16 protein-coding genes are annotated in these 14,629 nt (G+C 61.7%); 10 read left to right on the forward strand and 6 right to left on the reverse strand.

Annotated elements, in window-relative coordinates; genetic code table 11:
* Positions 1-45 precede the first annotated feature (45 nt).
* On the reverse strand, positions 46-1,674 hold the full coding sequence (locus tag LB569_RS25350) for an ArnT family glycosyltransferase (protein WP_224694522.1): 1,629 nt from the start codon (positions 1,672-1,674) through the stop codon (positions 46-48).
* Positions 1,675-1,863: 189 nt separating this feature from the next.
* Between LB569_RS25350 and LB569_RS25355 the strand changes: the two genes are divergently transcribed.
* Together LB569_RS25355 and LB569_RS25360 are read left to right on the forward strand one after the other, a co-directional pair.
* Positions 1,864-2,490 (forward strand): DUF995 domain-containing protein, encoded by a 627-nt coding sequence (locus LB569_RS25355; protein ID WP_224694523.1) that lies wholly within the window; start codon positions 1,864-1,866, stop codon positions 2,488-2,490.
* 578 nt (positions 2,491-3,068) lie between these two features.
* Positions 3,069-3,296: a hypothetical protein gene (locus LB569_RS25360; RefSeq protein WP_224694524.1), complete on the forward strand. Its 228-nt coding sequence runs from the start codon at positions 3,069-3,071 to the stop codon at positions 3,294-3,296.
* A 1-nt stretch (position 3,297) separates the two neighbouring features.
* Here the strand turns inward: LB569_RS25360 and galE are convergent, their stop codons facing one another.
* The 3 genes from galE to LB569_RS25375 all read right to left on the reverse strand — a co-directional run bounded on the left by galE (position 3,298) and on the right by LB569_RS25375 (position 6,543).
* On the reverse strand, positions 3,298-4,329 hold the full coding sequence (gene galE, locus LB569_RS25365; protein WP_224694525.1) for a UDP-glucose 4-epimerase GalE: 1,032 nt from the start codon (positions 4,327-4,329) through the stop codon (positions 3,298-3,300).
* Positions 4,326-5,372, reverse strand: coding sequence for a UDP-glucuronic acid decarboxylase family protein (locus tag LB569_RS25370; protein ID WP_224694526.1), 1,047 nt, complete (start codon positions 5,370-5,372; stop codon positions 4,326-4,328). Before LB569_RS25370 ends, galE begins: the two co-directional genes overlap by 4 nt.
* An 892-nt stretch (positions 5,373-6,264) precedes the next feature.
* Complete coding sequence (locus tag LB569_RS25375; protein ID WP_224694527.1) at positions 6,265-6,543, reverse strand: hypothetical protein; 279 nt, start codon at positions 6,541-6,543, stop codon at positions 6,265-6,267.
* A 137-nt stretch (positions 6,544-6,680) separates the two neighbouring features.
* On the opposite strand from LB569_RS25375, the gene LB569_RS25380 reads away from it, so the two are divergent.
* From LB569_RS25380 to LB569_RS25405, 6 genes are all read left to right on the forward strand, one after another.
* Complete coding sequence (locus tag LB569_RS25380; protein ID WP_224694528.1) at positions 6,681-7,292, forward strand: hypothetical protein; 612 nt, start codon at positions 6,681-6,683, stop codon at positions 7,290-7,292.
* Complete coding sequence (locus LB569_RS25385) at positions 7,289-8,152, forward strand: 23S rRNA (adenine(2030)-N(6))-methyltransferase RlmJ (protein ID WP_224694529.1); 864 nt, start codon at positions 7,289-7,291, stop codon at positions 8,150-8,152. The genes LB569_RS25380 and LB569_RS25385 overlap by 4 nt, the downstream gene beginning before the upstream one ends.
* Before the next feature lie 182 nt (positions 8,153-8,334).
* A complete protein-coding gene (locus LB569_RS25390; RefSeq protein ID WP_224694530.1) occupies positions 8,335-8,787 on the forward strand; it encodes a hypothetical protein in 453 nt (150 codons plus the stop codon).
* 139 nt (positions 8,788-8,926) lie between these two features.
* Positions 8,927-9,508 (forward strand): TetR/AcrR family transcriptional regulator, encoded by a 582-nt coding sequence (locus LB569_RS25395; RefSeq protein ID WP_224694531.1) that lies wholly within the window; start codon positions 8,927-8,929, stop codon positions 9,506-9,508.
* Positions 9,505-10,341: a DMT family transporter gene (locus LB569_RS25400; RefSeq protein WP_224694532.1), complete on the forward strand. Its 837-nt coding sequence runs from the start codon at positions 9,505-9,507 to the stop codon at positions 10,339-10,341. Before LB569_RS25395 ends, LB569_RS25400 begins: the two co-directional genes overlap by 4 nt.
* A 121-nt stretch (positions 10,342-10,462) precedes the next feature.
* Positions 10,463-11,077, forward strand: a complete 615-nt coding sequence (locus LB569_RS25405) for a LysE family translocator (protein WP_224694533.1) — start codon at positions 10,463-10,465, stop codon at positions 11,075-11,077.
* Positions 11,078-11,132: 55 nt separating this feature from the next.
* Here LB569_RS25405 and LB569_RS25410 read toward each other — a convergent pair whose 3' ends face one another.
* Entirely contained in the window at positions 11,133-11,444 is a 312-nt protein-coding gene (locus LB569_RS25410) for a transcriptional regulator (RefSeq protein WP_224694534.1), read from the reverse strand.
* Between the two features lie 658 nt (positions 11,445-12,102).
* Here LB569_RS25410 and LB569_RS25415 point away from each other — a divergent pair.
* Both LB569_RS25415 and LB569_RS25420 read left to right on the forward strand, forming a co-directional pair.
* Positions 12,103-12,501, forward strand: coding sequence for a hypothetical protein (locus LB569_RS25415; RefSeq protein ID WP_224694535.1), 399 nt, complete (start codon positions 12,103-12,105; stop codon positions 12,499-12,501).
* Between the two features lie 449 nt (positions 12,502-12,950).
* Positions 12,951-13,547: a glutathione S-transferase gene (locus LB569_RS25420; protein WP_224694536.1), complete on the forward strand. Its 597-nt coding sequence runs from the start codon at positions 12,951-12,953 to the stop codon at positions 13,545-13,547.
* Between the two features lie 78 nt (positions 13,548-13,625).
* Here the strand turns inward: LB569_RS25420 and LB569_RS25425 are convergent, their stop codons facing one another.
* On the reverse strand, positions 13,626-14,279 hold the full coding sequence (locus tag LB569_RS25425; protein ID WP_224541063.1) for an outer membrane protein: 654 nt from the start codon (positions 14,277-14,279) through the stop codon (positions 13,626-13,628).
* Positions 14,280-14,629: the final 350 nt, after the last annotated feature.

Raw genomic sequence — 14,629 nt, forward strand, 5'->3', positions numbered from 1 at the left:
TGAACCGTCGGGACCATTCCGTCGAGGCCACGGCTGTCGCGGCTCTCATGGACGGGTGATCCTATAGACCAGCAAGGCATCCGAATCCACAAGCTTGGTTCCGGTCTTGTCCAGATAGTCGACGACGCCGTCATGATGCTCGATGAACAACTGGTCCTGTTTGTCGGCAGCGTTCTTGGTCGTGCCGAACAGATCCGCGCCTTGAGCGCGCAACTCCTCGAGCTGGGCGATCGCGGTGGTGTCGTCCGCGACGAATTTCGACCATTCGACATCGCCTCCGCCAGGCGGGAACACCCAGCCGCGTGCCCTGCTGTAGTAGACGGCGACGGGATCGCCGACCGCGGGGGCGATGGCGACGACCAGGTCGCCCGGTTGCGCCAGGCGGGCCAACTCCTCGCCGAGCAGCTTGCCGTTCATCGCGACCGGCGCCTTCATTGTCCTCACGAGAGGGAAGGTCGACCAAACGAGCATCACGGCAACGATGCAGATCGAGCGCAGCACAACCGTCGGCGACCGGACCGTGCCCGATGCAAAACTGGCCAGAAGCAGCGCGCCGCGGCCGCAAAACATCGCGAACGGCACATGGAAGATGTGGAAGTTCCAGGGATTGCTGGTGATCTCGCGGGCCGCCGCCAGGTAGACGATCGCGGCCGCACCCAGCCAAATATAGGGAATGGCCGAAAGGGTGCGTTGCGTCGGGTCTTCGGCCGGACCAGGCGGTATCCAGAAACCGACCGCGATCAGCGCCATGAACGGATAGCCGTAGAACCACCAGACCGAGGTGTTCCACACGGATTTGAAGTAGAAGCCATCCTGGACGAACGTGCGCAATCCGGAATCCCAGATATAGCCGGAGCCCGCCACGTGATAGGGTGGATAGTTGCGGCCGAGATAGATGGCCCAGCTGAAATAGGCGCCGATGATGGCCAGGCTGAAAAGCCCCCACAGGAAGACCTCGATCGCCTGCCGTCGCCTCTTCATCACAATCCAGCAGACCATGAGGTAGAAGATGACGGCGCCGGCCGCCACGCCCGGCGGCTTTGCCAGCGCGCCAAGCGTGAAGCTGACGGCGGCGAAAGGCAAAAGCCGTCGGTTGCCGCCCGCCCAGTATTTGGCGAACAGCCAGACGCCCGTCGTCACCAGCGCCAGCATCGACGGATCGGGCAGGAACGAGCTGTCGATCATGATCGCTGCCGGCATCAGCGCGTAGGCGAGCGCCGCGGCGTGGGCATGCGTTTCGCCCCAGCATAGCGCCGTCAACCTGTGCAGCGAAAACACCGTCACCAGACCGAAGAAGGCCGCAACCATGCGGCCAAACCAGTCGTGCCAGCCGAAGAGTTGGTAGAGCAGGGCGGTCAGATAGCTGACGATCTGGAACTCGCGGCCCTGATAACTCGGCCCCGGCCCGGTCCAGCTGACCTCGGGGAAGAAGATATTCCAGCTGCGTTGTTGAAAATTGTCGGCCATCATTGCCGTGCTTGTCTCGCGCCAGCTGAAGGCGTCGACCAGCGGCAAGGTTATGTTGTGGAACCGGAACAGCACCGTGATTAACAGGATCCCCAGCAAGATCGCCGTGTTGAGGGTCAGGTCATTGCGAACAGCCGGGTCCCGATCGATCGGCTGCTGCAGGTATTGCTGAACCGAGGCCTGATTCAAATCCGGGTTGTCGCCCATTTGAAACCCGCGTCCTCTCTGACGTCTGCCGATGTTGCTTTTGCGCACGATTGTCAAAGGTGAGGGAGTATATGACGCAATCCTTAATTTTGGCGACAGCCGGCGTCGCGAAAGTTGACATCGCGGCTTCCGCGGCTGTTAAATAGTTGCGAGGCTGTCGCGCCGATAGCGTTGCCGGACCACACAGACATGCCAACGCCGATTGTACCGATAGCTCCGACCAGATCGCCGCCGCATGGCGTCGACCGTCTGCGACGCATCGAACGTCGCCGGTCCGCAGGTTTCGCGCCGTTCCTGTTTTTGCTGGCCTTCTGCGGTCAGGCCGCCTTCGCGGAAGCGACCCACGCTGCGGCCGCCAAAGACAGCGCGCCTGCAAAGGCGGACAGCGCTATTGTTCCAACCCCCGCCATTGTTCCAACTGCCTATGAGCTGCAGCTTCTGTATACCGATCGCACATGGATATGGAAAAATGGAGCGGCCTATTTCGCAAAGGACAATCGACGCCTCGAGGCCTGGACGTCGGGGCAGGATTCAGCCTCTGTCGCCGAAGGCAGATGGCTGGTGACCGAAGACGGCAAGATGTGCACGGAACTCGCTTGGCGGTCCAAGAGCTACAAGGGCAAACCGAAGCGCACCTGCTACAGTCACCAAATCAAGGATGGAGCCATCGAGCAGCGCAAGGATCCGGATGGGGAATGGTACAGTTTCAAGCGAACGCCCGAGGATCCTTCAGACGAATACCGAAAATTCGAACCCGGTAATACCAAGGCCGCGCAGTTCGAAGAGGCCCGTAAGTTGATCGATGCCAAGAACTAGGGCTGGCCAGACTGGTCGACGGCATGACGGAAAGCGCCGTTCCTGTCTCCGTTGACGCCCTCCCGACATGCCATCGGTGACGACATGTCCTGCGTGTCGGATTCAGGTGGGCTGCTTTCGCCGGCCCTGTGAAGAACCTTGCGAATCGCTTATAAAGCGCGGAGCAGTTCGGCTGGAATTGCCTGCGCACCGACCGCCGATTGGTCGCGTTCACTTCTCTCTGACAGAATGACGAGACGATGGGTCCACCACCATACGGCTTTCATGAAATTTAATAATTAGTGATGTCTAATATTAATCTGTGATGTGCGAGTGGTCACTGAAACGGCGTGAAGCGACGCAGGCGTCGCAACGCGCCCTGGCTTATACTCAAAGGCAGGGGACACATGGTGAACGATTCAAGGGGCGCATTTCGCCCAAGCAAGAAAGCGCTATCTATTGTTGTGGTTGCGATGACCTCTCTGGTCGCAGGCTGTCAGGGTATGGATGCGACCAGGACCGGTTCCGTCCTCATCGCACCGGTCGTGCATCCGGTCCGGAGCAAGCCGGCGGTCCGGCCGGTCCAGGCTGGATACGTCATGCGTTCGCTCAGGATCGAGCCTGAGATGCTGATGACAAGCACCATCCAGACCACGGAAAGAACTTACGCCTTTGCACCGCCACCGCCGATCGCGCCGCGCATGGCGGGACCCGTGAAGGTCGCCTTCAATTCCGGCGAAAGTGGTGCGTTCCCGGGCGCTTCGCCTTGGGTCTGCGGTCCAAGCGGATTTGGCCAGCGCGCCAGTTGCCGCGCCCGATCTCTCTGATCTAACGGACAGCGACAGCTATTGCCGCCTTGTTTGGCGGCTGTGTCGCCGGTCTCGTTCGCAGCCCGAAGAAGGGGGCGGCCGTCCTGACGATCGTCTCGATGTCGGAAAGCTCAGGCACAAAGCCAAGATGTGCCCGCGCCTTGCTGGGATCGGCATAGAGCTCGGCCGGATCCCCCGGTCGCCGTGTCCTGAAGACGGCCGGGACCGGTCTCGACGTCACCCGGCTGACCGCCTGGACGATCTCCTTGATGGATACGCCTCGCCCGGTGCCGAGGTTGACCGCCAGGCTTTTTCCGCCGCGCTCGAGGTGTTGGAGCGCTTTCAGGTGGGCGCGGGCCAGATCGCTGACGTGGATATAGTCGCGCACGCAAGTGCCATCCGAAGTCTCGTAATCGGTGCCGAAGACCTCGATTTCATCGATGATGCCTGACGCCGCCATCAGCACTCTTGGAACCAGGTGGGTTTCCGGGGAATGCCACTCGCCGAGTTCCCCGTCGGGATCGGCCCCGCAGGCGTTGAAGTAGCGCAGGATGGCGAACTTCATTCTGTAGGCGGCGGCATAGTCGCCGATGATCTGTTCGCCCATCAGCTTGGTACGCCCGTAAGGGCTGATCGGATTTTGCGACGAACTCTCGCGAACCGGCAGTGCTTCCGGCACGCCGTAGGTTGCGCAGCTGCTGGAGAAAATGATGTTTTCGACGGCGTGCGTGCGTGCCGCATCGAGCACGGCGATGGTGCCCGTCACATTGCTCGAATAGTATTCCGCCGGCTGCTGGACGGACTCGCCGACATAGGCCAGCGCCGCGAAGTGGATGACCGCGCTCGGCCGGTACGTCGCCATCGCCGCCTGCAGTGCGTCACGGTCCCGGATATCGCCGACGACAAGCGGACCCCAGGCGACAGCCTTCTCGTTGCCGCGGCACAAATTGTCGAAGGCCACGGGCAGGTAGCCGGCACCGGCAAGCAGCTTGCAGGTGTGGCTGCCGATGAAACCGGCCCCACCCGTCACCAGGATCGCCTTCCCGGTCATGAAGCCGCGGCGCCCTTTGCCATCCGGCTTCCGAAGAGCAGGGCGTCGAAATAGTCGACGGTATGCGTCAGCCCCTGGGCCAGATTGATCCTCGGCTCCCAGCCGAGATTGTTCTTGGCGAAGGAAATGTCGGGTTTGCGCTGTCTGGGATCGTCGATCGGCAGTGGCCGATGTACGATCTTCGATCTGGAATTGGTATAGCCGATGACCAGCGTCGCGAGTTCCATGACGGTGAATTCCCCGGGATTGCCGAGGTTGACCGGGTGGGCGGGAGCACACGGCGCGTTCATCAGCCGCATGAACCCCTCGATCAGGTCGTCGGCGTAGCAGAAGGAGCGGGTCTGCAGGCCGCTGCCGTAGACGGTCAGGTCTTGGCCACGCAAGGCCTGGACGATGAAGTTCGAGACGACGCGCCCGTCGTCGGGCTGCATGCGGCGGCCGTAAGTGTTGAAGATGCGGGCCACGCGGATATCGAGGCCATATGTCCTCGAATAGTCGAAGAACAGGGTTTCGGCCGAACGTTTGCCTTCATCGTAGCAGGAGCGCGGTCCGTGCGTGTTTACATTGCCGAAATAGCTTTCGGGCTGGGGGTGTACGAAGGGATCGCCATAGACCTCGGAAGTCGAGGCCTGGAATATCTTGGCATTGTTGCGGCGCGCGAGTTCCAACAGGTTCAGCGCGCCAAGCACGCTCGTCTTGAAGGTGTGGATCGGATCTGCCTGGTAATGTGGCGGAGAAGCCGGGCAGGCGAGATTGTAGATCTCGTCGACCCGAAGGTCCAAGGGCAATGGCTCGACGATATCGTGCTCGATGCAGCTGAATCTAGGATCGCGCAGCAGCGCATTGAGATTGTATCTTTTGCCAGTATGGAAATTGTCGACCGCGACGACGTCGTATCCCTCCTGCAAGAGACGTTCGCACAGGTGCGATCCCAGGAAACCGGCGCCCCCGGCGACCAGGGCGCGGCCTCGGTCGTGGCTCTTGCCGTTGCCCCTCTGATCGCTTCTGGAACCAAGTTTCAGAACCTTTATCACCTTACTCATGCATTCCTCCTACGCACCGCACACGCTACCCAGGGCCGAGGCAACGCACTGCCCGGCCACGTTCTTGAAACGCGGCAATCCTCCGCGTCCGCGGATCGCCATCATTGATGTGCGCTTGTCATTCTCTGAGTGTACGGGGCCACCGCCGCCCGGCTTATATGCTGCCGTTCAGCAGTCCACGCGCCCCGAGATCGCGATCACGCGCTTGGTGCCATCATCGCCGATTGCTCGCCCAAATTGCACATCCCAACGAACTGAAAATATACCTATAGGAATTCCAGTCAACTAAATTAGCAATTCCTTAACCAAATGTGTTTGCCAGTGGTTAATCATGGGTCGGCGCGCACGCGCCTGGCTGTGGCGGCGGTTCCTCATTTTGAATCAGCGTATTGGGCTCGACCGTGACACGAACCGCTCCGCGTTATTCCCCGGGGCGATCGAAAGCTTGATAGTGAGGAATGTCGAGGAATGCCCGCGCGAGACGCGGGGGTGCGGACCCGGAAAACCATCCGATGAAGACCGTTTCAGCAGGATGTCAAATCTTTAGGTTGCAATGAGATTGTTGCCCAAATCCGCTCGGGCTGCAGATATAAACATCTGGCTGTGAATACTTTGCCAGTATCGCTTTATGGAGGGAGTCCACGTCGCAGCTAGAGGTGAAGAAAAGTAGACCAAGAGCCAAAACCAGAAGGGAAAATCGGAAATCGAGAATGCGTTTTAACTCCGATTCCTTTACGTTGGACGGATCGGAAGTTTTTTGCATGCGAGATGCCTCATTCGCCTGAGGTACGCGACAACATTCGTTTTTTCGCCTGAAGAACAGGCGTATCCAATTCATAGTGGAATGCCGGCTGTCTTGGCAACGGCATTTGAGGATATGGCAGAGCGCTGTCTATTGCGCGATCACGCATCCGGGACGAACGCCGCACTGGTACGCTGGCTGAAAATGGTCGAGATGGCCCGTTTCTCCGCGGGCCATCTCGTTCAGCCAACCGCAAAGCGGGGCGGGCGCCCCGTGTCCTGCGGCAGCCCGCTCCTGACGCGGTGCGCCAGCTTGGATATGGTATTGCCCGCCCATTTCCTTCTTAAACATATCGAAATCGACCTGCATGCCATTAGCCTTGACCTCGGCCCAGGCACCGGGCAGACCGGTTTTGGGAAATTGTTTCACGAAGCTTGGGCAGCCTGGCTTCGGCAAGACCTTCGAACTCGGCATCGACATGGTGCTGGACGAAACGGAACGCTTGCGCGACGGTGCCGGTACAAGCCAGCCGTCCGGTAAGGTTTGATTGCAAGGTGACCGCCTGAATGCGCTTTCTCTTCGTCCTGATCCTGTTGGCTGGCACCGGCGTCGGTCTCATCTACCCCTGGGCGATGAGCAATTTTTCCGGCCGTGAAATCGGCACTTGGCGGGTCTATGAGCAGGGCCGGTTCAGGCCGCTAACCGTATCGCTCAAAGGTCGCGATGCGCCTGTGCGGGTGCTGGTCGACCTGACCGCGAGGGCTGAACGCATCGTTTCGCAGCAGCGCACGGTGTTGACGTTGACCGCCGCCACCAACGGCCGCACGGTGCTTGCCTCGACGCTGCGGTTCAACCATGTGGACAATCCGCGCCAGGCCAGCCCACAACTGCCCGACAAGATCTTTCGCGACGAGGCAGGCCTGATCGCCACCGTCAGCCCTGGCGCTTACGTCTTCACCGTCGGTCCGGGCGATGCCGAGGACATACCGATGCGGGCGGTCGACCTTGTCCTGCGCTCCGGCGTCGGTGAGATCGACAGCCGCGCGCGGCCGATAGGCTTGTCGCTGATGGCGGTCGGCTTGATCGGTTTCCTGCTGTCCTTGCGTTCTGGTGGCGGCCGGCCGGAAAATCCAAACTCGCAGCCGCCACCGCCACGCTGGGGCAGGGGGCCGAAGTGAACTACCGCCACGCCTACCACGCCGGAAATTTCGCCGATGTCGTCAAGCATGTCGTGCTGACGCGCCTGCTCGAATATCTCAAGCAGAAGGACAAGGCGTTTCGTGTCGTCGACACCCATGCCGGCATTGGCCGCTACGATCTTTCATCGCTCGAAGCCCAGAAGACCGGCGAGTGGCAGGGCGGCATCGGCAGGCTGATCGATGCCGCGTTCGACGCGAAGGCCGCAGCACTGCTGGCGCCTTATCTGGAGGCGGTGCGCTCGCTCAATCCCGCGGGCGGCGTGAAGAAGTATCCGGGCTCGCCGCTGCTCGCGCGCCATCTCCTGCGCAAGCAGGACCGGCTGTCGGCGATCGAGCTACATCCGAAAGACGCCGCCAGGCTGAAAGCGGAATTCGCCGACGATTTCCAGACCAGAGTGATGGAACTTGACGGCTGGCTTGCGCTTGGAGCGCATCTGCCGCCGAAGGAAAAGCGCGGCCTGGTGCTCATCGATCCACCCTTCGAGGAAGAGGGTGAGTTCGGCCGCCTCGTCGACGGACTGGTGAGGGCGCACCGGCGCTGGCCCGGCGGCATTTACGCGCTGTGGTATCCGGTCAAGGATCGCAAGGCGGTCATCGCCTTCCGGAAAGCGCTGAAGCAGTCCGGCATCCCGAAAATCCTCGACATAGAATTCGAGATCAAGCCAGCCTCGTCGGAACCCAGCCTCGATGGCACCGGCATGGTGGTGGTCAATCCGCCCTTCACATTGGAAGGTGAGTTGCGAACCATATTGCCGGCATTGCACCAATTGCTTGCCCTGGGAAAACCGGCGCACTGGTCGCTGGAATGGCTGGCCGGCGAGCAGGTCACGCCGCCGTGATAGCCGCCGCGATTGCCGCGCGCCCAGCAGGAGCCGCATGCCGGGGAACTTCCCGGCTATCGGCGCATTGCTGCTTACGGCATTCGTCCGGCGCTGGTTTCCGGAAACCATTGTCCGCGCAACCGCTTGACCGACGCCAAGCGAATCCGCACAGTGCGCGCAACCGACCTTGAGAGGCTGTCATGACTCGCTTCGCCAAATCCGCACTTGCTGCCCTGATTTCGCTCTGCACCCCCCTTGCCGCGCCTCTCGGAATCACCCAGGCGGTCCATGCGGCCGACCTCGGCGTCTATACCGAGGACGACGGCAGCGTCTGTGGCGAGTCATGGGTTCTGAACAAGATCACGCATCGGTTCTCCTATCAGGTGCACCACGTGCCGCATCTACCCAACGTCGCCATCACCGATTTTCGCGACATTCGCCAGCACCGCTATGAGCAGGCGAGCGAGGAGTGGCCGATCGGCCGTCACTATTGCCGCGCAACCGTCAGCCTGTCGGATGGCCGGGACCGGTCGATCTTCTATCTGATCGAGGAAGGCCAGGGCTTTGCCTCGATCGGCGACAATGTCGAGTTCTGCGTCTCGGGCTTCGATCGCTGGATGGTCTATAACGGCCGCTGCCGCGTCCTGCGCTGAACGCGTCTCTTCCTTCCCGATCTTTTTTTCGCGCCTGCTACCTGAAAGGGTCGCAGGCGCTTTGATGTCCTGTGTTGACAGAAGGCGCGTTCCGCTGCACTCTGATAGACAGACCTGTCTCACCACTTGGTAAATGCCAATGACACCGTCACCTGCTTCCGACAAACGCCAGCATGTCGTCGAAACGGCCTATGCGCTGTTCAAGCGCGCCGGCTTCCATGCCACCGGCATCGACCGGATCATCGCCGAGGCCGGCGTGGCCAAGATGACGATGTATCGCCATTTCCCCAGCAAGGACGAGCTGATCGTCGAGGTGCTGGACTATCGCGCCAGGCGTTTTGACGACCAGCTCGACCAGCTCGCCCAGGAGGGCATCACGCCGGAGCAGAAAATCGCGAAGATTTTCGACTGGCATGGCCGCTGGTTCCGCAGGCCGGATTTTCATGGCTGCCTGTTTGCCCACGCCTTGGCCGAGTTCGGCGATCCCCAGCATCCGGTGTTCAAGGCCGTCGCCAGGCAGAAGAATGGCCTCAGGCAGCGCATGCGGTCGATCCTCGCGCAGGTGATGCCGCGCGGGCGGGCCGAGAGCGCGGCATCGACCCTCCTGATGCTGATCGAAGGCGCGACCCTGATGGCGCAGATGGGGCAGGGGGATGCCGCCATCCGCGAAGCCCGCAAGGCCGCCCTGGACATCATCGCGGCCTCGCGCAGGCCGCAATGAGCCCGCTGGTCATAGGGCTGGCGCTGTTCGCGGCGATCCTGCACGCAAGCTGGAACGCCTTCCTGCGAACGGGCGCCGACAGGTTGTGGACCGTCACCGTCATGAGCTTCTCCAGCACCGCGCTTGCCATTCCCCTGGCAATCCTCAACGGTCTTCCGGCGACGACCGCCTGGCCCTATGTCGGGCTCTCGGCCTGCCTGCAGGTCGGCTACAGCGTGTTCCTGGTGGCCGCCTACCGATATGGCGAACTGGGACAGGTCTATCCGATCGTTCGCGGCAGCGTGCCGCTGCTCGTCACGCTCGGCGGGTTCCTGCTGGCCGGCCAGCATCTCACCGCTCCTGAGACCGTGGGCGTTGCCTTGGTCGGCGGCGGCATCATGGCTCTTTCGCTCGGGCGAGGAAGAGCCTCCACGACATCGATCCTCTATGCGCTGGCAACGGGGGCAATCATCGCCGCCTATGCGATGGTGGACGCGATCGGCGTTCGCGCCGCGGGCAATGTCGGCGCCTACACCGCCTGGGTCCTGCTGGCCTACGGCGCATTGCTGCCGGCGACCTTCGTCGCCTTTCGCGGCAGGCTCGCCGTCAACATGCGGGCACCGGAAACCTGGAAGGCACTGGGCGGCGGCCTGTTCGCACTTCTGGCCTATGGCGTCGTCGTGGCGGCCTTCGCGCTCGGGCCTGCCGGTCCGATCACCGCGATCCGCGAGACCAGCGTCGTCTTCGCGGCCTTCATCGGCCGGATGTTTCTCGGCGAAACGCTGACCCCTCGGCGGGTCGGCGCCTGCGCCGTCGTCGCGCTCGGCGCCATTTGTCTCGGCTATCAGTCGTGACGATAACGTACACCCGGTCGGTGTCGTCAGTGACAATTGTCGATCCTGATTTTTCTGATGCCTGCGGCGGCCGCATCGGCTAACCTGAACACCCGAGAGCAACATCACTTTCGGGAGTCCCATGGACCTTGCCACCATCCTTGCCTTCGCCGCCGCGTTCTTCGTGTTCGCCGCCAGTCCTGGCCCAGACAACATGACGATCGTCGCCCGCACGATCTCCAGCGGCGCCGCGTCGGGCGTTGCCTATGGTGCGGGCACCGTGGTCGGCATCCTCATCTTTCTGGTGCTCGCCGCCTTTGGCCTGTCGATAATCGCCACCAAGATGGCGTTCGTCATGACCGTCCTTCGGTATGGCGGCGCGGCCTATTTGATCTGGATGGGAATCAGGCTCTGGACGGCCGCGCCGGTGGTGCCGGAGCTGAAACCTGTCTCCGGGCGGCGAGGGCTGTTGTCGATCTTCGCCACGGGTGTCGCCCTCAACCTCGGCAATCCGAAAATGCCATTGTTCTACGTGGCGCTGCTGCCGAACGTCGTCGGAACCTCGCTCACGTCAGCGCATCTCGGCATCCTGATCGCGGTGATCCTGGCTGTCGAAATCGTGGTGATCGGCGGACACGTCGTTCTCGCCGGCCGCGCCCGCAATCTGTTGCGGACGCCCAGGATCGTGCGCCGGGTCAACCGCGCGGCGGGCGGCGTGATGATCGGCGCCGGCGTCGCCGTCGTCGCCACGCGCTGAGGCAATTCCAGGCAAAGAGTTGGCGCGGCTCGTTGGTCCGGGACGGGGAACTCCACTATTTCCTGCGTCGCGCCGGCTCAGCCCCATCGATGAGCTTGCGAAGAAAAGCAATGTGACCACGAAAGGCCCGCCGACCGGCCGTCGTCGCGCTGATCCGTGTCCGCGGCCGACGTCCGACGAAAAGCTTTTCAATATCGACATAGCCAGCTCTGGCCAGCGTATCGAGATGCGCCCCGAGATTGCCGTTGGTGGCCTCGATCATGGTCTTCAACCGGGGGAACTCCAGTGCCTCGCGCCTTTCCAGCGTGTTGAGGACGGCCATGATCCTGAGCCGTGTACTCTGGTGGATAATGTCATCCGCGCTCATCGAGAGGCTCCAGTGCGACAAGCCTTGAGCTGTCGCCGCGTGACCCGGCAATCTCGGACAGAGGTGGCATCCCTTTTCCTTTGCACGGCCGAAATCGAAAGCACGATTCCATTCTTTGACAGAATACTCTGTCACGCAGAGTATTCTGTCAACCAGAAGGCAGGAGCTTGACGCCTGCTTGACAAGGTGATCTTCAGATTGTGTGTCGCAGCGCGCTCGTGACCCGCGCGAACCGCTCGCCTGCAAAAGATGATCGCCTCGATGAGATGGCGGGTCATCATATTGACGGCCGAAGATCATGCGTGAAGCAGTTCGCTATTCTTCGGCGCTTGATGGCGGCCTCGCGTCGAGAATGCCGGCGTCAAATTGCTGGCGACGTCGGAAGATCAACAGCGGATTTTTCCGGTGATGAGTGTGATTGTGTGTCGATCGCAACCAAAATTTAAACTGAGAAAATCATACCATTGCTTCGCTGGCTAGCGAGACGCGAGTCAGATATGCATTGCGCGCCGAGGTCATTCACGGCCATCGGCATAACGTGAAGGGGCATGACATGGCTAAGCAGTCATCTAAAGCGCCGGCATCCAAGGCACCGGCATCCAAGGCACCGGCAAAGAAAGCACCCGCAAAAGCAGTCGCGGCGAAGGCCGCAACGGCAGTGAAAAAAGCAGCACCTGCCAAGGCGGCGTCAAAGCCGGCAGCCAAGGCAGCACCGGCCAAGAAGCCGGCGGCGGCCAAGGCTGTCGCGAAGCCGGCAGTGAAGAAGGCAGCGCCCGCGAAGCCGGCAGCGAAAGCCGCACCAGCCAAGAAGCCAGCGGCCAAGCCGGCGGCGAAGCCCGCTGCCAAGAAGGCGGCGCCCGCGAAAGCCGCGGCAAAGCCAGCCGCCAAAGCTGCCGCAAAGCCGGCCGCGAAAGCCGCGGCAAAGCCAGCCGCCAAAGCAGCCGCAAAGCCGGCCGCGAAAGCAGCCGCCGCCGCGACCAAGCCGGCGGTGAAGAAGGCCCCGGCGCCGAAGGCAAAGGCAGCGCCTGCGAAGGCGAAGGCTCCGGCCAAGAAGTAGACGGATCGTCGGGGCGTCACGTGTCCTTCGGGATTCGGCAAGGACGCTCTGGCGCTCTGGATCGGAGCAAATTCGGCAGCGGGTTCAGCCCTCGGGGCTGAGCATCGGGATCGGCCGAGGGGGCAAGCAAAGCGAGGCGCCGGTTGGCTGCCTCGCTCGCCCGCCTTGTTCTGTCCTTGCCGGGATCGGCGAAGGTTTCGGCGCGACGCCTGGCCCTTGTGAAGTGTGGGCACCGGTAAAGTGCGTATGCGAGGATTTGAATCCCGGCAGCTTGCTGTCGTAGCCTGCTGACATTTTACAGCATATCGGTTTGTAGGCTTCCAGTTTGGGCTTCTCGTGACGCCGGGCGGAAACGCAACCGGTTTCTGGCTGCTGTTTTTTTGCATCCTGGCGATTGATCACAACCGCCCTGCGGTCGACACTGGATGTCCGCAAACAGGAACCCGATCATGCCGAAGCTGCTCTACGCATCCACCTCTCCCTACAGCTCCAAGGTAAGGATGGCCGCGGCCTATGCCGGGGTCGCCATCGATCTTGTGCCGATCAAGACCGAGGACAGACCGGCCGAACTGATCAACGCCAATCCGCTCGGCAAGATTCCTGTGCTGGTGCTCGACGATGGCCGCGCGATCTACGACAGCCGCGCCATCACCCAGCACCTCAACCGGATTTCGAAGAGCGCGTTGTTGCCGCGCAATCCCGACAAGCGGCTGGAAGCGGAAGTCCTGGAGGCGCTGGCTGACGGTATCTGCGATTGCGCGCTGTCGATGGTGTACGAACGCCGCACCCGTCCCGAAGAGATGGTCTATCAGCCCTGGCTCGACCGCCAGTGGGCCAAGATCACGTCCGCACTCGATCTGCTCAATGCCAATCCGCCCAAACTGCCGAAGAAGATCACGGCCGGCCAGATGGCGCTGCGCGCCACCCTTGGCTATCTGTCGCTGCGTTTTGGCGGGCAATGGGAAAAGGGCCGGGGCCGATTGACCCGCTGGGCCGCGCGCTTCGACGAAAAATTCCCGGAGCTGAAGTCGGCGGTGCCGGCCTGAGAGATCGCACAAAGAAGCAGAGACCGCACAAAAAAGCCGGGCGCGAGGCCCGGCTTTTCGTGTCGTGGCTTGAACGACTTAGAACTTCATACCGACGCCGAAGGTGACGCGGTTGTCGGTGGCCTTGACCTTGCCGATACCGTCGAAGCTCTTCGAGCCGAAATCGGTGTAGCGATATTCGACGCGGCCGAACACGTTGTCGGTCAGCTTGATGTCGGTGCCGACGCCGGCCGTCCAGCCGAGCATGGTCGCCGTGTCGCTGCCAAAGGTGTCATCTTCCACCTTCTGGTGTTTGCCGGCGAGACCGCCGGTGCCATAGAGCAGGATTTCCGGGGTTACGGCGTAGCCGAGACGGGCACGCAGCGAGCCCTCGAAGCCGCCCTTGGAGTGGACACCGTTGTCGTCGCCCTTGACGCCGTTGTAGCCGAGTTCGGCTTCACCGCCGTACACGAAGTTCTCCTGCTGCCACTGATAGCCGCCGAAGACACTGCCGACGAAGCCCTTGGTGTCGGTTTCAAAGCCGGCATCCTTTTCCTTGGTACGGCCGCTGAAGCCGTAGCCGAGGTTGATACCGGCATAGGGACCGGCCCACGAGGCGACGGGCAGTTCGGCAACCGGAGCGGGTGCCGGCGGCTCTTCCGAAACGACGTCCGCAGCATAAGCGGTACCACCGAGGGCGAAGAGCCCGAGCGCAACAGCCAGCGGCCGTGCGAATTTGAGATTGGCTTGCATTGTTCTTTACTCCTTAAGCCACAGGACACAGGCTTGTTTCTCACGATCGCCATCAACCCGTCCGGGGGGTGAAACGGATCTGGCGTTCGTCGGTTCCAAATGTCGTGTCAAAATGCGGCTGAACCGAACCTGAACTTGGGTCATTCCCCGGCACGAATGAGGCAGAACCTTGACGTTGCATCTTCGCAACAGCGAAATGTCAGCAGCGAGATCATGCTGCGCCGCACACCGCTTGGTGCAAGGAGTCCAGCGTCCTATATTGCGGTCCGGCGGTTCCGCGTACAAGAGGGCTCAGCCTGCCGGACTGGGCACTTCGCCACAATGCTGCCCCAGGTGCGAACGCCGTTTAA

The organism is Mesorhizobium sp. BH1-1-4 (assembly GCF_020165665.1).
Lineage (GTDB): Bacteria > Pseudomonadota > Alphaproteobacteria > Rhizobiales > Rhizobiaceae > Mesorhizobium.

What these genes read in the sequence shown, in the direction of transcription:
- LB569_RS25400 (WP_224694532.1), top strand. Translation starts at nt 9,505, where the DNA reads ATGAGCCCGCTGGTCATAGGGCTGGCGCTGTTCGCGGCGATCCTGCAC.
- LB569_RS25425 (WP_224541063.1), bottom strand. Translation starts at nt 14,279, where the DNA reads ATGCAAGCCAATCTCAAATTCGCACGGCCGCTGGCTGTTGCGCTCGGG.
- LB569_RS25380 (WP_224694528.1), top strand. Translation starts at nt 6,681, where the DNA reads ATGCGCTTTCTCTTCGTCCTGATCCTGTTGGCTGGCACCGGCGTCGGT.
- LB569_RS25370 (WP_224694526.1), bottom strand. Translation starts at nt 5,372, where the DNA reads ATGAGTAAGGTGATAAAGGTTCTGAAACTTGGTTCCAGAAGCGATCAG.
- LB569_RS25390 (WP_224694530.1), top strand. Translation starts at nt 8,335, where the DNA reads ATGACTCGCTTCGCCAAATCCGCACTTGCTGCCCTGATTTCGCTCTGC.
- galE (WP_224694525.1), bottom strand. Translation starts at nt 4,329, where the DNA reads ATGACCGGGAAGGCGATCCTGGTGACGGGTGGGGCCGGTTTCATCGGC.
- LB569_RS25360 (WP_224694524.1), top strand. Translation starts at nt 3,069, where the DNA reads ATGCGTTCGCTCAGGATCGAGCCTGAGATGCTGATGACAAGCACCATC.
- LB569_RS25405 (WP_224694533.1), top strand. Translation starts at nt 10,463, where the DNA reads ATGGACCTTGCCACCATCCTTGCCTTCGCCGCCGCGTTCTTCGTGTTC.
- LB569_RS25395 (WP_224694531.1), top strand. Translation starts at nt 8,927, where the DNA reads ATGACACCGTCACCTGCTTCCGACAAACGCCAGCATGTCGTCGAAACG.
- LB569_RS25355 (WP_224694523.1), top strand. Translation starts at nt 1,864, where the DNA reads ATGCCAACGCCGATTGTACCGATAGCTCCGACCAGATCGCCGCCGCAT.
- LB569_RS25420 (WP_224694536.1), top strand. Translation starts at nt 12,951, where the DNA reads ATGCCGAAGCTGCTCTACGCATCCACCTCTCCCTACAGCTCCAAGGTA.
- LB569_RS25350 (WP_224694522.1), bottom strand. Translation starts at nt 1,674, where the DNA reads ATGGGCGACAACCCGGATTTGAATCAGGCCTCGGTTCAGCAATACCTG.
- LB569_RS25410 (WP_224694534.1), bottom strand. Translation starts at nt 11,444, where the DNA reads ATGAGCGCGGATGACATTATCCACCAGAGTACACGGCTCAGGATCATG.